The sequence below is a fragment of the Streptomyces sp. A0958 genome (assembly GCF_004795035.1).
Taxonomy (GTDB): Bacteria; Actinomycetota; Actinomycetes; order Streptomycetales; family Streptomycetaceae; genus Streptomyces.
In genome coordinates this window covers 249976-266823 of the sequence record NZ_SSBK01000005.1, presented here as the reverse complement: position 1 = coordinate 266823, position 16848 = coordinate 249976, and the positions used below count along the sequence as shown (strand labels likewise).

The following is a 16848-nucleotide window of genomic DNA, read 5'->3' as shown; positions in this document are numbered from 1 at the left end:
GCCACGGGCACCGCGGGCCCGACCCCTTCCCCAAGGACGCCGCCGATGCACCGGGTACTCCTCGCGGGCGGCCCGGCCCTCGTCCGGGACGCCTACGCACGCGTCATCGCCGCATCCCCCGCCTTCGCCCACCCAGCCCAAACCGCAACCCTCACCGACGCCCTGGCCGGACTGACCGCCTGCGACCTTCTGCTCGTCGACGCCCAAGAACTCTTCCAAGGCCCGCCCTCCGCAGCCCAGATACGTCTGCGCCACGCCACCGCGTGCACCCGGGTCGTCGTACTCGGGAACATCCCGCCCGCCGAACTGCCCTTCCTCACAGGCGCCGGAGTGACCGGCGTGCTCGGCCCCAACCTGGAACCCGACGACTTCCTCACCGCACTCGACGTCATCCTCGGCGGCGCCATGGTCATCTCACCCGCACCCGCCCACACAGCCCCACCGCCTGCCCTCCGCGGAACGCTGACGCCACTGACCCAGCGCGAACTCGAAGTCCTCACGCTCATTGCCACGCAGCCCGACAACACCGCCATCGCCAAAGCACTCGTCGTGAGCCCTCTGACCGTCAAATCGCACATCAACCGAATTATGCACAAACTCGCAGCGTCCAGCAGATCCCAGCTCGTCGTACTCGCCTACGAAAGCCGCCTGATCATCCCCGGCACTCCCGTCGACCCAAGAGCTACAGACGCCGAGAGCCGCGCCCAGTCCCCCCGCCCCGGTCAGTCCTCCTGAGCACCCGCCACGTTTCGCGCTCACTCGCCAGCCGGCGTGCTCAGTCACAGTCGTTGTGACTGAGCACGCTATCCGGCCCTTGGGCGCGCTAGCTGGCACCTGTGCACGTTAGATGGCCCGCGCGATAGCCGCAGGGACATGCTGGGCTGGGAGTTTCTGGGTTCACGATGGTCTGCGGCGTGCCGTGTCAGGACTGCAGATGGCTTCGAGTCGTCCGGGAGATCCCGCATGATCAATCCACTGGGGATTCGACGGTGGGATGGTGTGGTGTGGGGGACTGGCGGACCGATCCGACGTTTGCGATGTGTCGGGCGCTGGTGGACGGGGAGGATCTGGCCTCGTTCGCGGGAGGCCCGTTCGACATCCGGGCTGTCGTGGCGACCCTACGGCCCGGGACCTTCGGCGGAGCCGCCCTCGACGACCTTCCCTGGGGAAACTTCCCTCACGGCGAGAAAGCGCGGGAGGCCGTTCGCCGGTTGTGCACCGGAGACGGGTCGGCACGTAACTCGATGGGTGTCCTGATCGGCATGTGCGCCGACGACAGCCGGGCCGCCGCCGCTCTCGCTGTCCCGTTCCTGATCCGGATCGCCACCGACCCCCATCATCGACACCGCGCCGACGCCCTCTGCGGTCTCGCCGCCCCGGCCCGCGCCCGTCACTTCGGTGTCGCCTCCCGCGACGAACTCCTCCTCCATCGCTCCGGCCCCCAGCACGACGACTATGACGACTACGGCGTCGAGGTGACCGGCTACCCGGCGGGCTGGTCGGTGGCCGCCGCCCGAGCCGTGATCACCACCGGGGCCCCCGTGCTCCTGCCTCTCCTCGACGCCTCCGACCCCGCCATGCGCATCGACGCCTCCTACGTTCTCGCCACCGCGGCCGACCCCGGGCATACAGTCCGAAGCGCCTTCGCTACCCGGTCCGCAAAGGAGCAGGACCCCATGGTCCGGGCCGCCTTGGTTCTCGCCACCGCAGAGACCACACGTGCCCACCCGCACCAGCCGGCCACCGGATGGATCCGCGAGCTGTGGCAGGACCGGGCACAGGCCCCCGAAGCCCGCCTTGCGGCCGCGATCGGCTGGCTTGCCCTCACCAATGAACCCGCCCCCGAAACTTTGCACACCACCGTAGAAGCCCTGGCCTCCGCAGAACGCGCCCGCGCCATAAATGTCCTGCCCTGGATGGCTGCCGCCGGTGGCAGCGAGCCGGGGCTCCTGCGCTGCGTCCGCCGCATGCTCCACCCGGAGGAGCCCGAACCGTCCGACGACCCCTGGGCCTGACTGCCCTGAGCGACGAGTGGCTGGCCCACAAACACTCGCCTGCGCACCTGCTCGCGTTCTGTGCATCGGAGTTGTCCTTTGGGGCCAAATACCGTGCTCAGTCACAGTACGCTGCCGTACGACCGTTTCCCCGCCCTGGTCGAGGAGGCCACGACCACCCTCGGCGTCCGCTCCCCCCGGTCCTGGCAGATCACCGTCGACCGTCTCACTGGCTCCCTCGTCATCAGGGTCGTCGTGACCGGGCCCGGAGGAACGGCGTCACTGGAGGCGAACGGACAGGGCAAGGTGGTGCGGCGCGCGCCCGCACGGTGAGGTGCGCGTGTCCCGGGACCGCACTGTTCCGGACGGCAGGGGTGTGCTCGGTGGCCGTCCCCGAAGTGGCAGGAGGGAAGCGGATGGGCTGGCACGGATATCTGGTGCTGTGGTGTGGCGTGTTCGGCACGGTCGCGCTGGTGGGCTACGGGATGTCGCTGGCCGGAACGACCCGGGCGCAGCGGGCGGTCCGGGCGAAGGGGCGGATCGAGCGGGTGGGGGTGCCCCGGCACGGAAGCTCCCCGAGCGACGGGATTGCCGTGGTCGTCTCCTTCCAGGACCCGTCCAGCGGACAGGAGTTCACCGTCACCAACGACGGTGAGCGGGGCGAGAGGATCAGCGCGGCCTGGACGGGCCGGGAGATCGGCGTCCACTACCCGCGCGGCAGACCCCACGCCTTCCGGTTCGCCAACGACCTCTCCGAAGGCGGGCGCGGACTCGGCCCGCCGACCTTCGCGGTCTTCCTCGTCTACGCCGGTCTGGTCGTCGTAGCCGCGATCGACCGGGGCTGGCCGTGGGCTCTGCTCGGCTTCTGCGGGCCGTGGGCCCTCTCGGCCATGTACCACCTGCCGGGGAACGTACGCGACAGGAATCGCCGTCTCGACGCACTGGCCGCCATGGCCCCCGTACCCGGCCGTGTCGTCGCCGTACTCAAGAGCGTCAGCACTGACGACGACGGACACACCTTCACGCGCGTGATGCCGGTCGTCACCTTCACCACCCTCGACGGTACGGCCGTTACGGCCTACTGCGAGTCAGGACTGCGGGACCCCGCCGGATCACAGGGCCGGGACGTCACGGTCCACTACGCCCCCGATGACCCGGCGGTCTTCACTCTGGACGTCGGGGCCGAACGCCGGTCCTGGAAGCGGGACATGGCCGTCGACGTCGTGGGTCTCGTGGTCGTGTTGGCGGCGGCCGTGGTGGGGATGGTCGCGCTGTGAGCACGCGGGGCCGCTTCGTTCATCGCCCGCGACCTGGGTGAACGACTCGTGGGCGTCGAGCATGACGACGATGTCGCCGTCGTCGTTCCGGCCGGCTTCGGTGAGGCGGCGGGCCGGGGTGATGTGCGCCGGGCGGCCCACCTGGTTGAGCGGGATGCGGTGCCGGGCGGTCAGGGAGGCAACGCTAGTGATGCCGGGGATCACCTCGACGCTTACGGAGAGCGCGCCGCGGTCCTCGATGTCCCCGGGTCCGACCCGGTTACCTCGGTTACCTGGTCATTACGTACGATCACCAGGTCAAAGCCGCGGCAGGAGCCAGGAAGCCGGTGCGAGTCCGGCACGGTCCCGCCACTGTGACCGCGCACGTCCCACGGGGCGTCCGCGGAAGTCAGGTCACTGATCTGCCGCGGGCCCGATCCAAGGAGCGCGGACTCCGCAGGAGGCTTCCCATGCACGACGGTCACAGCCGTCCCCTTTTCTCGTTCTCCCCGTCGCCCGCGGCGTCCGCAGCCTCACGCGGGCGCGGTCCGGCGCGCCTCGCCGCGGCCGTCACCGCGCTGTCGGCGATCCTGCTGACGGCCGGCTGCGGCTCGTCCGGCACCACCGCCGACTCCCCGGAGGCGGGCGCCTCGGCGGCGAAGGGCTTCCCCGTCACCATCGACAACTGCGGTGTCAGGACGACGTACGCCAAGCCGCCGTCCCGTGCGGTGACCATCCACCAGCATCCGGCCGAACTGATGCTCTCGCTGGGGCTGAAGGATCGGATGGCCGGTACGTCGTACCCTGACTCGGCGGTCCTGCCCGCTCTCCGCGAGGACTTCGCGTCGATCCCGCAGCTGTCGAAGCAGGCGCCGTCGTTCGAGAAGGTCCTCGACACCGATCCTGACTTCGTCTACGGCGGGTACGCCAGCGCGTTCGCGGAGAAGGAGGGCCGCTCGCGCAAGGCGTTCGAGGACGCAGGCATCGACACCTACCTCAACCGGGAGAACTGCGCCGGGAAGAAGGGGGTGACCATGCAGGACACGTACACCGAGATACGCACGATCGGCAAGATCTTCGGCGTCTCCGACCGCGCGTCCGCGCTCGTCTCCGAGCTGCGCACCCGCGTCGACAAGGCGAGCGAGGCCGTGAAGGACGCGCGCGACGTCTCCGTGTTCGTCTACGACAGCGGCGACAAGTCCGCCTTCACGGCCGGCGGCAAGGGCCTGGGCAACGAACTGATCAAACTGGCCGGCGGCAAGAACGTCTTCTCCGACCTGGACGACGTGTTCGGCGACGTCTCGTGGGAACAGGTCGTCGACCGCAAGCCGGATGTGATCGCCATCTACGACTACGCGGGCACCAGCGTCGCGCAGAAGAAGAAGTTCCTGCTCTCCCAGCCCGCCCTAGCCGACGTGCCCGCGATCAAGAACAAGCGTTTCGTGGTGCTGCCGCTGACCGACACCCTTGTCGGCGTCCGCTCGGCGGACGCGGTGGGCGACCTGGCGCGCGGGCTGCACCCGGACAGCTTCAAGTGACCGCGTTCACCGCGGACGCCGAGGACACCGCCGTGGTGAAGCCGCGCCGCCGGGCCGCGTTCGCCGTCACCCTGGTCGCGCTCACCGTGCTCCTGGCCGCCTGCTTGACCGCAGGGCTCGCCGTCGGCTCGGTGCACGTGCCGCCCGCCCAGGTGTGGGGCATCGTGACGCACGCGCTCGGCGCCGACTGGACGGAGCCCACCTGGACCCGGGCGCGGGAGACGATCGTCCTCGACGTGCGCGGGCCCCGCGTCCTGCTCGGCGCGGTCACCGGCGCGGGCCTCGCCGTCGTCGGTACGGCGCTGCAGGCGCTGGTGCGCAACCCGCTCGCCGAGCCGTACCTCCTCGGGGTGTCCTCCGGCGCCTCGCTCGGCGCGGTCGCGGTGATCGTGTTCGGGGTGAGCCTCTTCGGGACGGTGTCCCTGTCGGCGGCCGCCTTCACGGGGGCACTGGGCGCGCTCGTGCTCGTCTACGCCGCCGCCCGCACCGGCGGCCGCATCACATCGATGCGGCTCATCCTGGCCGGGGTCGCGGTGGCGTCGGTGCTCAGCGCGCTGCTGAACCTGCTGCTCCTGACGACGGACAACGGCAACGAGGCGCGCACCGTCCTCGCCTGGACGCTGGGCGGCCTGGGCGGTGTGTCCTGGGGTTCCCTCTGGCTGCCGGGTCTGGCTCTGCTGCTCGGCATCGCCGTCCTCATGGTCCAGTCCCCGAACCTGAACCTGCTGCTCGCCGGGGAGGAGGCCGCCGCCACCATGGGCCTGGACGTCGCACGGTTCCGGGCCCGGATGTTCGTGCTCGTCTCGCTGGTCACCGGTGTGCTGGTCGCCGCGGCCGGACCGATCGGCTTCGTCGGCCTGATGCTGCCGCACATCGTGCGGCTGCTCGTCGGCGGCGACCACCGGCGTGTGCTGCCGGCCGCCGCACTGGGGGGCGCCTCCTTCCTGGTCCTGGCGGACATCGCGGCGCGGACCGTAGCGGCACCGCAGGAGATCCCGGTCGGCGTGCTCACCGCCCTGTGCGGAGGGCCGTTCTTCCTGTGGCTGATGCGGCGCGACGCGCGCAAGAAGGCGGGGGGCGCAGCATGACGGCGGCCGAACTGCGCGTCGAGGGCGTCACGCTCACGGCCGGCGCCCGGCGGCTGGTCCACGACGTCACGCTCACGGCCCGTACCGGCGAGACGATCGGCCTCGTCGGCCCGAACGGCAGTGGTAAGTCCAGCCTGCTGCGCGCCGTCTACCGCGTACTGCGCCCGGAAGCCGGAACGGTCCGCGTCGACGGCGCCGACGCCTGGTCTCTGCCTCCACGCCGACTCGCGCGCACGCTGGCCGCGGTGGTGCAGGACACCCCGTCCGGCCTCGATCTGAGCGTGCGGGAAGTCGTCGCGATGGGCCGGACCCCGCACAAGCGGCTCCTGTCGGGCGACACGACCGAGGACGCCGCCACGATCGAGGCTGCACTCGCCTCGGTCGACGCCGTCACCCTGGCCGACCGCTCCTTCGACCGGCTCTCCGGCGGCGAGCGGCAGCGGGTGCTGATCGCCCGTGCTCTGGCCCAGGAACCGTCGCTGCTCGTCCTGGACGAACCGACCAACCACCTGGACATCCGGCACCAGTTGGAGATCCTGACCGCGCTGCGCCGGCTGCCCGCGACGGTCCTCGTCGCCCTGCACGACCTCAACCTGGCCGCGTACTACTGCGATCGCCTGTACGTTCTGCGCGACGGCGGTGTCGTCGCGTCCGGACCGCCGCACGAGGTGCTCACTCCGCGCCTGCTCGCGGAGGTCTACGAGGTGACCGCCGAGGTCGCGGTGCATCCCCGCACGGGCCGTCCCCAGGTGACGTTCCTGCCGGCGGACGGGCCGTTGCCCGGCGCGGACCGGTGACCGCCGGCCCTGTGAGCGTTCCGAACACGGGCTCGCCCCCGGTGACCTGCCCGGTCACCGGACCAGGCAGCAGTCCCCGCACTTCGAGCCGTTCGGCGCCCGGTAGTACAGACAGCAGCTGCGGCGGCGGAAGGTCAGCTCGGGGCCGGTGATCCGGCCGGTCCCGCGCAGCCGTCCCGTCTCCAGGAGTTCCCGCGTCAGCTCGGTGAGCGGCGCCCGCAGCCCGGGCCGGGACCTCAGCAGCTGCGCCGCCGAACCGACCAGCGCGGAAGCGGAGTTCCCCGCGAGCAGCCGCGGCGCCATCTTGACGGGCAGGTGGCTCTCCACGCGTCGGAGGACGCCGTCGGCCTGCGCGGCCACGGCGTCCGCCACCGGCGACGACCCCGACCGCGGGACACGGCTGCCCCGCGGCCCGGCCAGCCGAAGGGCTGAGCCGTCGCCGGCCCATTCCACGGTGGTCATCACCGGCACGATGCCGTGGACGAGGGTGCAGGCGAGGACCGGCGACCACAGGCGTGCCGCGAGTCCGAGGTGAGCGATGGAGACGCCGATACGGGTTTCGACGGTGCCGTAGCGTTCGTTGACGGTTCCGGCCCGCGCGGCGAACCCCTCCCCCGTGAGACGCTCTTCGCCGGACGCGGGCCCCAAGGCCGTGTCGAGGGCGAAGAAACCTCCCAGCTGTGCGACGTCGCGCAGCGCCTCGACGGTCTCGTGCGCCGGTACTTCGTCCGCCGCGCCCTGACCGCCGGTCATGAGGTGGATGTCCCGACGCGGCGTGGCGCGGCGATCACATAGAGGTCGAGGATCTCGGGGCGGGCCGCGACACCCGGCCCCCCGGCCCGCACCCAGTCCGCTATGTCCTCCGTGGCTGCCGGGTCGTTGACCAGCCCGAGCCAGACCGGGCGGGCGCCTGCCGCCCGTCCGGCCGCCGAGGGCTGCACGACGACGACGTTGGCCTGTTCGCACACGTCCAGGCACTCGGAGATCCGCACCGGGGCGATCTCCCGCAACCGCGCGGTCTGCGCCGCGTGATCGGCGTCGACCTTCACGGTCCCGCAGCAGCAGTCGCGGCACACCACCACCCGGCACGGGGCCGCCCGGTCCACTGTCGGCGCGTTCTCGTCGGCGGGCTGTTCAGGCATGCCGCGTCCTCCCTCTCGCCGGGGAGCTCCGCCCCGGGGTACGTCGAGAAGGCGACAGCGTGAGTCTCTGGCTCTCGGGCAAGCGCTCGTCCCGGCCTTCCCGCCCGCGCGGGACAGTGGCACGTTCCGATCCGCTCGCCGATCACAGTGGCGGTACCGCACCGGATTCACACCGGTTTCCTCGGAGCGCTGTCCCCCAAGTCACCAGCCATGATGCCACCCGCCCCTCGCCGGAAGACGCCGACCACCATGCACCCTCCGCGTCAGAAACGCCGGGCCCTCACAACGGACAGGGCGTCCACGACCTCCCGGACGACGCGCCCCGCGTCTTCGGGGCTGTTCACCACATCAGTTCGGTTCATGTCGATCACGAGGACGTCGCTGGCGGAATAGTGCTCGCGCACCCAGTCGTCGTATCCGGACCACAGCGTCCGGTAGTACTCGACGAGACCCTGGCCCTGCTCGAAGTCGCGCCCCCGCAGACCGATGCGGCGCAGCACCGTCTCGAAGTCCGCGCTGAGGTACACCATGAGATCAGGTGCCTTGCGGTACGGCAGGCCGTCGATCTCACGCATCATCTCTGTGAGCAGCCCCTCGTACACCCGCATCTCCAGGGAACTGATCCTGCCGAGGTCGTGGTTGACCTTGGCGAAGTACCAGTCCTCGTAGATCGACCGGTCGAGGACGTTGTCGTCCTGTTTGTACGCCTCCTTGATCGCGGCGAATCGCGTCTGCAAGAAGTAGAGCTGGAGAAGGAAGGGGTAGCGCCTCGCCTCCATCTCCTCGGGATCAGCCGTGTAGAAGAGCGGCAAGATCGGATTGTCCTCCACGCTCTCGCGGAAGACCTTGCTCCCCAGCTCTTTGGCGATCAGCTCGGCCACACTTGTTTTGCCGATCCCGATCATGCCGCCGACGCAGATCACTGCCCTACCTCGCTTCTTTCCCGGGCAACGTCGGAAGGGCACGATGCCCGCGACGCGGCAAACAGGAACCCGGCAACCCTCGAAAGAGAAGAATCGCAGCTCAGCGCACCCGCCCGCGCGGCTTCAGCGGCAAGTCGGGCAGCGCCGGAGCCGGGAGGGGCGGGCCGTCGTAGCCGTGGACCGCACCGAACCGATCACCGTTCATCCAGTCCTCGCGGGCCTGCGCGATGTCGGCCTGGGTCCTGCCCACGAAGTTCCACCACATGACCAGCTCCTCCTCGAAGGGCTCGCCGCCCAGGAGCATCAGTCCGGCATCGGACTCGGCGCGCAGCGGGAGCTCCGTGCGGCCGCAGCCGAGGTAGAGCATCGAGCCGGGCAGCACGGGTACGCCGTCGACCTCGGCCTCTCCCGACATCGACAGCACGGCGTACTCGAAGTCGGGGTCCAGCGGCAGCCGGGCCTCGGCGCCCCGGTTCAGCGCGAGGTCGGCGCCGACGATGGGGGTGTAGGCAGTGCCGGGCGAGGTGGCGCCGTCCAGTTCGCCGAGGATGACGGTGGCCGTCAGGCCGGGGGCGGTGGCGGTGGGCAGGTCGCGGTGGTGCTGGAAGTGCGGCTCGACGGACCGGTGCGCGTCGGGCAGCGCGACCCAGAGTTGGGCGCCGTGCAGCAGGGCGGCGTGCCGCTTGGGGCTCTCCTCCGAGTGGCTGATCGCGCGGCCGGAGGTCATCAGGCCGAGTTCGCGCGGGCGAACCGTCTGGAGGTTGCCGAGGCTGTCGCGGTGCAGGACCTCGCCCTCGTGCAGCCAGCTGACGGTCTGCAGGCCCATGTGGGGGTGGGGCGGCACCTGCATGCCGGGTTCGTCGGCGATGTCGTCGGGGCCGTAGTGGTCCACGAAGGCCCAGGCCCCGACCATGCGGCGGCCCAGGTTGGGCAGCAGTCTGCGGACCTCGGTGGACTCGCCGAGGCGCACCCGGCGCGGGGCGAGGAGTTCACGTACCGGTTCGGCGACGACGAAGCCCCGTCCTCCGCAGACGGAGGGGACGGCCTGGCGATCGAGATTGCTCATGGCGCTCAACCTATTCGGCCACGGGAGGGGGCGGGTGATGCCCACGCCGGACATTTAGTGGAAGGTTGAACCACCTGTGGGTGTTGTGCGCATCGGACGCCTGCGGGGCCAGCCCGGCGACCGCTCGGGCCGAAACGGAGCTGCGGGCGGTGCTGGAGCGCGATCCGGTGGAGCACTACGCGAGGCCCAAGCTCGGCCGCACGCTGGAGCGGCAGGGGCGGCAGGCCGAGGCGGACAACAGTTGCGGCTGGACGCCGCGCTCTCCGGGGACTTCGGGACCGGCAGCGACTCGTAACCGCCGGTCCCGAATTCGGATAGCGGGGCCGGTCGCGACGCGTAGCCGCAGGCCATATTCGCGTGCCGGGGCCTGCCGCCCCGTGATACCCCGAGGATCATGAATAATGTCGAAACCCCGCGCCTGCTCCTGCACGGGATGAGCGTCACCGACGCCGAACACGTGGTGGCCGGTTCCCCCGCCGCCGGCGGGCGCTGGGCCCCCGGCTACCCCTCCCCCGGCGAGAAGGGGGCTGCCACGCGCTTCCTCACGTCGTGCGCGGACACCGGCGACCCCAGCCCCTTCGGCCCGTACGAGATACGGCTGCGCGAGGACGGGGTGGTCATCGGCGGGGTGGGGTTCCACGCGGCGCCGGACGTGGACGGGAGCGTCACGATCGGCTATGGGCTCGTTGAGTCGGCGCGCGGGAAGGGGTATGCCGGCGAGGCGCTTCGGGCGCTGCTGCGGTTCGCCCGTGACCAGGGCGTCGCCCGTGTGCGCGGGGACGCCGACGTCGGCAACGTCCCCTCCCAGCGGGTCATGGCGGCGGCGGGCATGCGCCTCGTGGCCGAGGACGCGGCGCTGAAGTACTACGCCATCGACTGGAGCGGCTCAGCCGGCGAGGAGTGAGGCACAACGGGCGGAGCCCGCCGGAAGGCCCCGGCGGGCTCCGCCCGTTGTGTCCGTACGACGGTGGTCATCCCACGACGGTCGCCGCCCGGTCCGCCCGGCCGTTGGCGCCCGTGACCGCGGCGGCCCTCGGGACCAGCAGCCGTTCGGTGAGGTGGCCGAAGAGGAGGCCGAACGTGGTCCAGAGCGTGACCTGCACCGCGAGCGTGGCCAGCCGGAACTGCCACAGCAGCGTGGCCGGGAAGTCCGCGCCGACCTCGTTGATCGACGGCAGGAACACGTAGGCGAGGGCGATCACCAGCAGATAGCCGGCCGCCGCCGCGACCGTCGCGTTCCAGTTGCCCAGGCGGGGCGCCAGCCGCTTGCCGATGATGACGGCGGCGACGGCCAGCAGCACGCTGAGGGCGACCATCAGGAAGAACAGCGCGGTGCGTTTGCCGATGGTGTCGGGGTTGCCGACGGCCGGCGGGTTGGCCGGGTACTTCAGGAACGGCACGATGTACACGCTCAGCAGGGCCGCGCCCGCGATCAGCGCGGCCGTGGCGCGCGGGCCGAACCGGCCCATCCGGCCGAGGGCGTAGCAGAAGACGAGCGCGGCGATGCCGCCGACGGCCACGCCGAACACGAGCACACCGGTGGCCAGGCCCGCGGTGGACTGCATGCTCCGGCTGACGAGTTCCTCGGCGGCGCCGTGGTCGTGGCCGTGGGCGCTGTGGGCCTCTTCGAGCGCGATGGCGGCGTCCACACGGGACTCACCGAGGAAGTAGGCGACGAGCAGCGCGAGCGCGCCCGCGACCAGTCCCGCCAGCATGCCGCGGACCAGTAGGGCTCTGACAGATATGGAGTTCATGAGGGATTCCCCTGGATCAGCAGGCAGGTCAGTGGCAGGGGAAACCGAGGAGGTGACGGCCGTCGTGGACCCACTCGTGCACGCCTTCGCCCGAGATGACGGCCGTGGCGCCCTGCTCGGCGCCGACGAAGTAGAGCAGGACCAGCATGAGGAGGCCGAAGAAGACCGCCCAAGGGGCGATGGCCTTCAGGGAGATGGGGGTGATGGCGGATGCGCCGGTGGCGGGGGCAGCAGTCTGCGCCATGGCAGAACCTCCTGTGGGAACACGCGTCCCGATCGTGGTGCCTGAGACGAAGGTGCTGGGTCTGACTTCCCGCACGCGTGCGGGTACACAGTGGCGCGACCGTGCCGGATTCTCACCGGACTTCCGTCACACCCTCGTCATGTCGCCGAGACCATACCCCCTGGACACCGGGCGCCGCCATGGCCCGTCCGAACCGCTCGGAAGCCCCGGATGCCATGGTGTGCTTGGTCATGTGGCCACTGTTCGGGGAGTTGAGGGCGGGTATGACGGTACGGGTGATGTTGATCTCACCGGCGATGAACGCGGCGCTGCGCGAGGCCCGGTTCGCCGGTGACTCCGCGCTCGACGCGTCCGGCGTCCGGGCGGCCCGGCTCGCCGCTTCGCGGGTGCCTGCCGCGGACCGTGCCGTGCGCGGGCCGTCCGAGCGGTGCGCCCTGACCGCCGAGGCCCTGGGGCTGCGGTCGGCGGCCAGTGAACCGGCCCTGGCCGACTGGGGGTTGGGCCGGTGGGCGGGTGCCCGGCTGGACGAGGTGAGTCGGAGCGAACCGGAACAGGTGGCGGCCTGGCTGGCGGACCCCACCGCCGCCCCGCACGGCGGCGAGTCGCTGCACGGCCTGTGCGCCAGAGCGGGCGCCTGGCTCAACTCGCTGCACGGCGACAGCGATGGCGATGCCGACGGCGACTTCCGGGTGCTGGCCGTCGCCGAGCCGTCCCTGGTGCGGGCGGCGCTGGTCCACGCGCTGGCACTGCCGCGGGAGGCGTTCTGGCGGCTCGACGTCCCCCCCTTGACCCTGACGGAACTCAGCGGCCGGTCGGGGCGGTGGAACCTGCGCTGCGGCCGGCCGCTGGCAGCGGAGCCGGCCGGCTGAAACACGACGTACCTATCCCCGGTAGGTCTCCAGCAGCCGGAGCCAGACCTCGCTGATCGTCGGGTAGGACGGCACCGCGTGCCAGAGCCGGTCGACGGGGATCTCGCCCACGACCGCCATCGTCGCCGAGTGGAGCAGTTCGCCGATGCCGGGGCCGACGAAGGTGACGCCCAGCAGGACTTCGCGGTCGAGGTCCACGACCATGCGGGCGCGGCCCCGGTAACCGTCCGCGTACAGCCCGGCTCCCGCCACCGAGCCGAGGTCGAAGTCGACGGCACGGACCCGGCGGCCGGCCTGCTCCGCCTCGGCCTGGGTGAGGCCCACCGAGGCGGCCTCCGGGTCGGTGAAGACGACCTGCGGGACGGCCGCGTGGTCGGCGGTGGCCGCGTGGGTGCCCCAACGTTCGGTGTCCAGCGGCGTGCCCTTGGCGCGGGCGGCGATAGCCGCACCCGCGATGCGTGCCTGGTACTTGCCCTGGTGGGTCAGCAGGGCGCGGTGGTTCACGTCGCCGACCGCGTACAGCCAGTCCGTGTCCTCGACCCGGCAGCTGTCGTCGACAGTGAGCCACGAGCCGGGTTCCAGGCCGACTGTCTCCAGGCCCAGGTCGTCGGTGCGCGGGGCGCGGCCGGTGGCGAACAGGATCTCGTCGGCCTCGACGCTCTCGCCGTTGTCGAGTTCCACGGTGACCGGCCCGTCCGGGTCCGCACGGCGTACGGAGGTGGCCGAGACGCCCGTACGAATGTCGGCCCCGGCCTCGGTCAGCGCCTCGGCGACCAGCTCACCGGCGAATGGCTCCATCCTGGGGAGCAGCCCCTTGCCGCGCACCACCATGATGACCTCGGAGCCGAGGGCCGCCCACACGGTGGCCATCTCGACGCCGACGACTCCCCCGCCGACGACGACGAGCCGGCCGGGCACCTCCTTGGCGCTCGTCGCCTCGCGGCTGGTCCAGGGGCGGGCGTCCTCGATCCCTGGCAGGCCGGGGACCACGGCCCGGCTGCCGGTGCAGACGGCGACGGCGTGCCGGGCGGTGAGGCGGTGTTCCGTGCCGCCGGGCGCGGTGACGGTGACCTCCTTGGGGCCGGTCAGCCGCCCGTGGCCGCGGACGATGTCGGCATCGATCCCGTCGAGCCAGGCGACCTGGCCGTCGTCCTTCCAGTGCGAGGCGTACTCGTCGCGGTGGGCGAGGACGGCGGCGGTGTCGAGCGGCCCCTGCACGGCGCCGCTCAGGCCGGGGACGCGGCGGGCGTCGGCGCGGGCGACGACCGGGCGCAGCAGGGCCTTGCTGGGCATGCAGGCCCAGTAGGAGCACTCGCCGCCGATCAGCTCGGACTCGACGACGGCGGCGCTCAGCCCGGCGGCCCGGGCCCGGTCCGCCACGTTCTCACCCACCGGGCCCGCACCGATGACCACGACGTCGTACACGGCAGGCTCCGCAGCATGTGTCATACGCCCATTGTGTCCGCGGGTGTGGGTGTCGGCCACATGGGCAGGCGGAATAGCGCGAGTACGGGCACCGTTGTCCCGGACACGTCTCATACGGGCACAGGAAGAGGTAGCAACGCATGAGCACCGTAGAGCTCACCAAGGAAAACTTCGACCAGGTCGTCAGCGACAACGAGTTCGTCCTGATCGACTTCTGGGCTTCCTGGTGCGGCCCGTGCCGGCAGTTCGCACCGGTCTACGACTCGGCATCCGAGCGTCATACGGACCTGGTCTTCGCCAAGGTGGACACGGAGGCGCAGCAGGAACTGGCGGCGGCCTTCGAGATCCGGTCGATCCCCACGCTGATGATCGTCCGGGACAACGTGGCGGTCTTCTCCCAGCCGGGCGCACTCCCCGAGGCGGCCCTTGAGGACGTCATCGGCCAGGCCAGGAAGCTGGACATGGACGAGGTCCGCAAGTCCATCGAGGCCGAGCAGAAGCGCGGGCAGGAAGGGCAGCAGTAGGCCGCCCCTTCCGGCATCGCGCGAACCGGTCGGCACCGCTCGCCCGCACCGGTCGGCGCCAGTGATGTGTACCGGCCGGTCCCGGTCGTGTGTAACGGTCGGCGCCGGTTGTCTGTAATGATCGGCGCCAGTGGTGTGTACCGGCCGGTCCCGGTCGTGTACCGGCCGGTCCGCGGCTGATGGCGGGCGGTCTCAGCCGTCCGTGTCCCGCTGCCTGCGGTCGCGCTCGGCGATGCGGGCCGAGAGCCCGTAGGCGAGTTCCGATCCGTCGACGAGCAGGCCCTCCACCGCCTGCGTCCTCGGGTCGATGTCCGCCACCATGCCGTCGCCCGCGTAGCGGGGGTATCCGGTCTCGCCCGTCTCGCCGGTGGCGGTCACGACGGCCGAGCGGACGGCGTCGCCGGGGCCTCCTTCGTCGGAGCCCTTGGCCGCCGTGCCCCGGACGCTGGCGCCGGCGGCACCGCCCCCGGTTCCCTGGGACTCGGGGGCCTTGTCGTCGGTGAACTCGGGGACGATGAGGATTTCGTAACTCTGCGGATGACTCATGGTCATGACGCTAGGCACGGGCCGCCCGCCGCGCACCTCGCCGCGCCCGGCTCGCGCGGTCAGCTGGATTCGCGCCGCACCGGCCGGGCCCGTAGCAGGTCGTGGCGTTCGGGCGGTGTCCTCGGATGCCGTACCAGGCGGTCCACCAGGTCCGCCAGCGGCTGCGCCGTCGCCAACTCCATGCGCACGCTGCTGAGCCGGGGCCGCAGCAGCCGCCCGATCATGGAGTCGTCCGCGCCCACCACGGCGGCGTCGGCCGGCACCTCGATCCCCGCGTCCTGCAACGCCCGCATCAGGAGCATCGCGTAGGCGTCGTCGTAGGCGAAGACGGCGTCCAGGCCGAGCCCGGGCCACCGGGCGGCCAGCGCGGCGGCCGACTCCTCGTCGTAGCGCAGCGGCAGCACCTCGATCCGCGCGCCCCCGGTCAGCGCGGCAGCGCGGGCGCCGGCCAGTCGCGGGGCGGCGAACACGGCGGCGCCGGGTTCCTCGGGCATCACCACGCCGATGCGGCGCCTCCCGCGCTCCAGCAGATGGCGCACCGCGCAGCCGCCGACCTCCCGCTGATCCGTGATCAAGGCGTGGGCGCCCTCCACCGGCTGAGGCCCCAGGGTGATGACCGCCTTGGCTCCGGAACGCCGGAGCACGGCTATACCCTGCGGGGCGAGCGGGACGGAACCGGGCACGATGACGGCGGCCGGGCGGAGTTCGGCCCAGGCGCGGGCGGCGTCGTCGGCGCCGAGCCCGAGGGAGCCGTACTGGACGACGGTGTAGTCGAGGTCCCGCAGCCCCGCCTCCAGTTCGCGCAGGAAGCGCAGGTGCAGGGGCCCGGCCGGCATGTCGCCGGTGGGCAGCAGCACCATGCGGGAGTGGCCCGCGCGCAGGGTCCGGGCAGCCGCGTGGGGTACGTAACCGAGTTCGTCGGCGGCCTCCCGTACCCGGCGGCGGGTCGGATCGCTGATCCGTACCTGCGCGTTGTTGTTGAGGACGTAGGAGACGGTGGCCCGGGAGACGCCGGCCAGGCGCGCCACATCGGCGCTGGTCGGCACGGGACCTTCGGTGGACTGCTCGGGTAACTGACTCATGGCTGCGGGCAGTCTCGCAGACCCCGGCGACGGCCCGACGCCACGGCCCCCCGTGCCCGCCCCGCTCCACGCGGGCGGCGGGGCAGGTTCTACGGTGTTGCGATGACGATCCAGCACCGCACCGACAGCCATGACGATCCGGCCGCCTTCCCCGGCCGCTCCGGTACCGCCGCCACCTCCGAGGCCGACCCGCGCGATGTGGGCCCGGTCCGCACCTCCTACGCACCCGACCGGGACGGCGACCCCGATCCCGGGGAGATCGTCTGGACCTGGGTGCCCTTCGAGGAGAACGACGGGCGCGGCAAGGACCGCCCCGTCCTGGTGGTGGCGCGCGAGGCGGCGGGCACGCTGCTGGCCGTGCAGCTGTCCAGCAAGCAGCACGACCGGGAACGCGAGTGGGTGGCGCTGGGCGCGGGCCCCTGGGACAGCTCGGGGCGCCAGTCGTGGGTGGACCTGGACCGGGTGCTGCGGGTGCACGAGGACGGGATGCGGCGCGAGGCGTGCGCCCTGGACCGGGACAGGTTCGACCTGGTCGTCGGGCGGCTGAGGGAACGTTACGGCTGGTCGTAGCCGCGCCCGACGGCCCGCCCCGGCCGAAGG

General features: G+C 71.7%; 19 protein-coding genes, 2 pseudogenes and 3 riboswitches. Of the genes and pseudogenes, 11 read left to right on the top strand and 10 right to left on the bottom strand.

Going from position 1 to position 16848, the window contains the following annotated elements; translation table 11 throughout:
* Nucleotides 1-45: 45 nt before the first annotated feature.
* The 4 genes and pseudogenes from E6P78_RS07990 to E6P78_RS07975 all read left to right on the top strand — a co-directional run bounded on the left by E6P78_RS07990 (nucleotide 46) and on the right by E6P78_RS07975 (nucleotide 3271).
* On the top strand, nucleotides 46-735 hold the full coding sequence (locus E6P78_RS07990; RefSeq protein ID WP_136202801.1) for a response regulator transcription factor: 690 nt from the start codon (nucleotides 46-48) through the stop codon (nucleotides 733-735).
* 509 nt (nucleotides 736-1244) lie between these two features.
* Nucleotides 1245-2015, top strand: coding sequence for a hypothetical protein (locus tag E6P78_RS07985; protein ID WP_240799098.1), 771 nt, complete (start codon nucleotides 1245-1247; stop codon nucleotides 2013-2015).
* Between the two features lie 108 nt (nucleotides 2016-2123).
* A pseudogene (locus E6P78_RS07980) lies at nucleotides 2124-2327 on the top strand (hypothetical protein); the annotation flags it as partial.
* A gap of 83 nt (nucleotides 2328-2410) precedes the next feature.
* Complete coding sequence (locus E6P78_RS07975; protein ID WP_136202799.1) at nucleotides 2411-3271, top strand: DUF3592 domain-containing protein; 861 nt, start codon at nucleotides 2411-2413, stop codon at nucleotides 3269-3271.
* Nucleotides 3272-3289: 18 nt separating this feature from the next.
* On the opposite strand, the pseudogene E6P78_RS07970 reads toward E6P78_RS07975, so the two are convergent.
* Nucleotides 3290-3517, bottom strand: a pseudogene (locus tag E6P78_RS07970) (SAM-dependent methyltransferase); the annotation flags it as partial.
* Between the two features lie 70 nt (nucleotides 3518-3587).
* Nucleotides 3588-3670: riboswitch (cobalamin riboswitch) on the top strand.
* Nucleotides 3671-3720: 50 nt separating this feature from the next.
* Here E6P78_RS07970 and E6P78_RS07965 point away from each other — a divergent pair.
* The 3 genes from E6P78_RS07965 to E6P78_RS07955 are packed head-to-tail and all read left to right on the top strand — an operon-like array spanning nucleotide 3721 to nucleotide 6673.
* A complete protein-coding gene (locus E6P78_RS07965) occupies nucleotides 3721-4788 on the top strand; it encodes an ABC transporter substrate-binding protein (protein WP_136202798.1) in 1068 nt (355 codons plus the stop codon).
* Nucleotides 4785-5876, top strand: coding sequence for an iron ABC transporter permease (locus E6P78_RS07960; protein ID WP_136202797.1), 1092 nt, complete (start codon nucleotides 4785-4787; stop codon nucleotides 5874-5876). Before E6P78_RS07965 ends, E6P78_RS07960 begins: the two co-directional genes overlap by 4 nt.
* Entirely contained in the window at nucleotides 5873-6673 is an 801-nt protein-coding gene (locus tag E6P78_RS07955; protein WP_136202796.1) for an ABC transporter ATP-binding protein, read from the top strand. The genes E6P78_RS07960 and E6P78_RS07955 overlap by 4 nt, the downstream gene beginning before the upstream one ends.
* Before the next feature lie 54 nt (nucleotides 6674-6727).
* On the opposite strand, the gene E6P78_RS07950 is transcribed toward E6P78_RS07955, so the two are convergent.
* From E6P78_RS07950 to E6P78_RS07935, 4 genes are all read right to left on the bottom strand, one after another.
* Nucleotides 6728-7426, bottom strand: coding sequence for a (2Fe-2S)-binding protein (locus E6P78_RS07950; RefSeq protein ID WP_136202795.1), 699 nt, complete (start codon nucleotides 7424-7426; stop codon nucleotides 6728-6730).
* Nucleotides 7423-7815 carry a (2Fe-2S) ferredoxin domain-containing protein gene (locus E6P78_RS07945; protein ID WP_136202794.1) on the bottom strand — a complete coding sequence of 131 codons (393 nt, stop codon included), beginning with the start codon at nucleotides 7813-7815 and terminating at the stop codon, nucleotides 7423-7425. Before E6P78_RS07945 ends, E6P78_RS07950 begins: the two co-directional genes overlap by 4 nt.
* A 61-nt stretch (nucleotides 7816-7876) precedes the next feature.
* Nucleotides 7877-7998, bottom strand: a riboswitch (cobalamin riboswitch).
* 80 nt (nucleotides 7999-8078) lie between these two features.
* Nucleotides 8079-8738: a deoxynucleoside kinase gene (locus E6P78_RS07940; protein WP_240799097.1), complete on the bottom strand. Its 660-nt coding sequence runs from the start codon at nucleotides 8736-8738 to the stop codon at nucleotides 8079-8081.
* Nucleotides 8739-8838: 100 nt separating this feature from the next.
* Complete coding sequence (locus E6P78_RS07935) at nucleotides 8839-9804, bottom strand: pirin family protein (RefSeq protein ID WP_136202793.1); 966 nt, start codon at nucleotides 9802-9804, stop codon at nucleotides 8839-8841.
* A 394-nt stretch (nucleotides 9805-10198) separates the two neighbouring features.
* Here E6P78_RS07935 and E6P78_RS07930 point away from each other — a divergent pair, with 394 nt between their 5' ends.
* Nucleotides 10199-10708, top strand: coding sequence for a GNAT family N-acetyltransferase (locus E6P78_RS07930; RefSeq protein ID WP_136202792.1), 510 nt, complete (start codon nucleotides 10199-10201; stop codon nucleotides 10706-10708).
* A gap of 67 nt (nucleotides 10709-10775) precedes the next feature.
* On the opposite strand, the gene E6P78_RS07925 is transcribed toward E6P78_RS07930, so the two are convergent.
* A complete protein-coding gene (locus tag E6P78_RS07925; RefSeq protein ID WP_136202791.1) occupies nucleotides 10776-11558 on the bottom strand; it encodes a CbtA family protein in 783 nt (260 codons plus the stop codon).
* 28 nt (nucleotides 11559-11586) lie between these two features.
* Entirely contained in the window at nucleotides 11587-11802 is a 216-nt protein-coding gene (locus E6P78_RS07920) for a CbtB-domain containing protein (protein ID WP_136202790.1), read from the bottom strand.
* Nucleotides 11803-11804: 2 nt separating this feature from the next.
* Nucleotides 11805-11953, bottom strand: a riboswitch (adenosylcobalamin (AdoCbl) riboswitch).
* Between the two features lie 112 nt (nucleotides 11954-12065).
* On the opposite strand from E6P78_RS07920, the gene E6P78_RS07915 reads away from it, so the two are divergent.
* A complete protein-coding gene (locus tag E6P78_RS07915) occupies nucleotides 12066-12671 on the top strand; it encodes a histidine phosphatase family protein (RefSeq protein WP_136202789.1) in 606 nt (201 codons plus the stop codon).
* A gap of 12 nt (nucleotides 12672-12683) precedes the next feature.
* Here E6P78_RS07915 and E6P78_RS07910 read toward each other — a convergent pair whose 3' ends face one another.
* Entirely contained in the window at nucleotides 12684-14120 is a 1437-nt protein-coding gene (locus tag E6P78_RS07910; protein ID WP_206307750.1) for an NAD(P)/FAD-dependent oxidoreductase, read from the bottom strand.
* Nucleotides 14121-14236: 116 nt separating this feature from the next.
* Between E6P78_RS07910 and trxA the strand changes: the two genes are divergently transcribed.
* Nucleotides 14237-14620, top strand: a complete 384-nt coding sequence (trxA, locus tag E6P78_RS07905; protein ID WP_136202788.1) for a thioredoxin — start codon at nucleotides 14237-14239, stop codon at nucleotides 14618-14620.
* Between the two features lie 192 nt (nucleotides 14621-14812).
* Here the strand turns inward: trxA and E6P78_RS07900 are convergent, their stop codons facing one another.
* Complete coding sequence (locus E6P78_RS07900; RefSeq protein ID WP_136202787.1) at nucleotides 14813-15172, bottom strand: hypothetical protein; 360 nt, start codon at nucleotides 15170-15172, stop codon at nucleotides 14813-14815.
* A gap of 53 nt (nucleotides 15173-15225) precedes the next feature.
* Nucleotides 15226-16248 carry a LacI family DNA-binding transcriptional regulator gene (locus E6P78_RS07895; protein ID WP_136202786.1) on the bottom strand — a complete coding sequence of 341 codons (1023 nt, stop codon included), beginning with the start codon at nucleotides 16246-16248 and terminating at the stop codon, nucleotides 15226-15228.
* Nucleotides 16249-16350: 102 nt separating this feature from the next.
* Here E6P78_RS07895 and E6P78_RS07890 point away from each other — a divergent pair, with 102 nt between their 5' ends.
* The gene (locus tag E6P78_RS07890; protein WP_136202785.1) at nucleotides 16351-16818 is read left to right on the top strand and encodes a type II toxin-antitoxin system PemK/MazF family toxin; all 468 of its coding nucleotides are present in this window, start codon (nucleotides 16351-16353) and stop codon (nucleotides 16816-16818) included.
* Nucleotides 16819-16848: the final 30 nt, after the last annotated feature.

Excerpts from the sequence above, each read along its gene's own strand:
- E6P78_RS07930 (WP_136202792.1), top strand. The coding sequence starts at position 10,199 with ATGAATAATGTCGAAACCCCGCGCCTGCTCCTGCACGGGATGAGCGTC.
- E6P78_RS07925 (WP_136202791.1), bottom strand. The coding sequence starts at position 11,558 with ATGAACTCCATATCTGTCAGAGCCCTACTGGTCCGCGGCATGCTGGCG.
- E6P78_RS07990 (WP_136202801.1), top strand. The coding sequence starts at position 46 with ATGCACCGGGTACTCCTCGCGGGCGGCCCGGCCCTCGTCCGGGACGCC.
- E6P78_RS07900 (WP_136202787.1), bottom strand. The coding sequence starts at position 15,172 with ATGACCATGAGTCATCCGCAGAGTTACGAAATCCTCATCGTCCCCGAG.
- E6P78_RS07895 (WP_136202786.1), bottom strand. The coding sequence starts at position 16,248 with ATGAGTCAGTTACCCGAGCAGTCCACCGAAGGTCCCGTGCCGACCAGC.
- trxA (WP_136202788.1), top strand. The coding sequence starts at position 14,237 with ATGAGCACCGTAGAGCTCACCAAGGAAAACTTCGACCAGGTCGTCAGC.
- E6P78_RS07890 (WP_136202785.1), top strand. The coding sequence starts at position 16,351 with ATGACGATCCAGCACCGCACCGACAGCCATGACGATCCGGCCGCCTTC.
- E6P78_RS07985 (WP_240799098.1), top strand. The coding sequence starts at position 1,245 with ATGGGTGTCCTGATCGGCATGTGCGCCGACGACAGCCGGGCCGCCGCC.
- E6P78_RS07910 (WP_206307750.1), bottom strand. The coding sequence starts at position 14,120 with ATGACACATGCTGCGGAGCCTGCCGTGTACGACGTCGTGGTCATCGGT.
- E6P78_RS07955 (WP_136202796.1), top strand. The coding sequence starts at position 5,873 with ATGACGGCGGCCGAACTGCGCGTCGAGGGCGTCACGCTCACGGCCGGC.
- E6P78_RS07935 (WP_136202793.1), bottom strand. The coding sequence starts at position 9,804 with ATGAGCAATCTCGATCGCCAGGCCGTCCCCTCCGTCTGCGGAGGACGG.
- E6P78_RS07920 (WP_136202790.1), bottom strand. The coding sequence starts at position 11,802 with ATGGCGCAGACTGCTGCCCCCGCCACCGGCGCATCCGCCATCACCCCC.
- E6P78_RS07945 (WP_136202794.1), bottom strand. The coding sequence starts at position 7,815 with ATGCCTGAACAGCCCGCCGACGAGAACGCGCCGACAGTGGACCGGGCG.
- E6P78_RS07975 (WP_136202799.1), top strand. The coding sequence starts at position 2,411 with ATGGGCTGGCACGGATATCTGGTGCTGTGGTGTGGCGTGTTCGGCACG.
- E6P78_RS07965 (WP_136202798.1), top strand. The coding sequence starts at position 3,721 with ATGCACGACGGTCACAGCCGTCCCCTTTTCTCGTTCTCCCCGTCGCCC.
- E6P78_RS07950 (WP_136202795.1), bottom strand. The coding sequence starts at position 7,426 with ATGACCGGCGGTCAGGGCGCGGCGGACGAAGTACCGGCGCACGAGACC.
- E6P78_RS07915 (WP_136202789.1), top strand. The coding sequence starts at position 12,066 with ATGACGGTACGGGTGATGTTGATCTCACCGGCGATGAACGCGGCGCTG.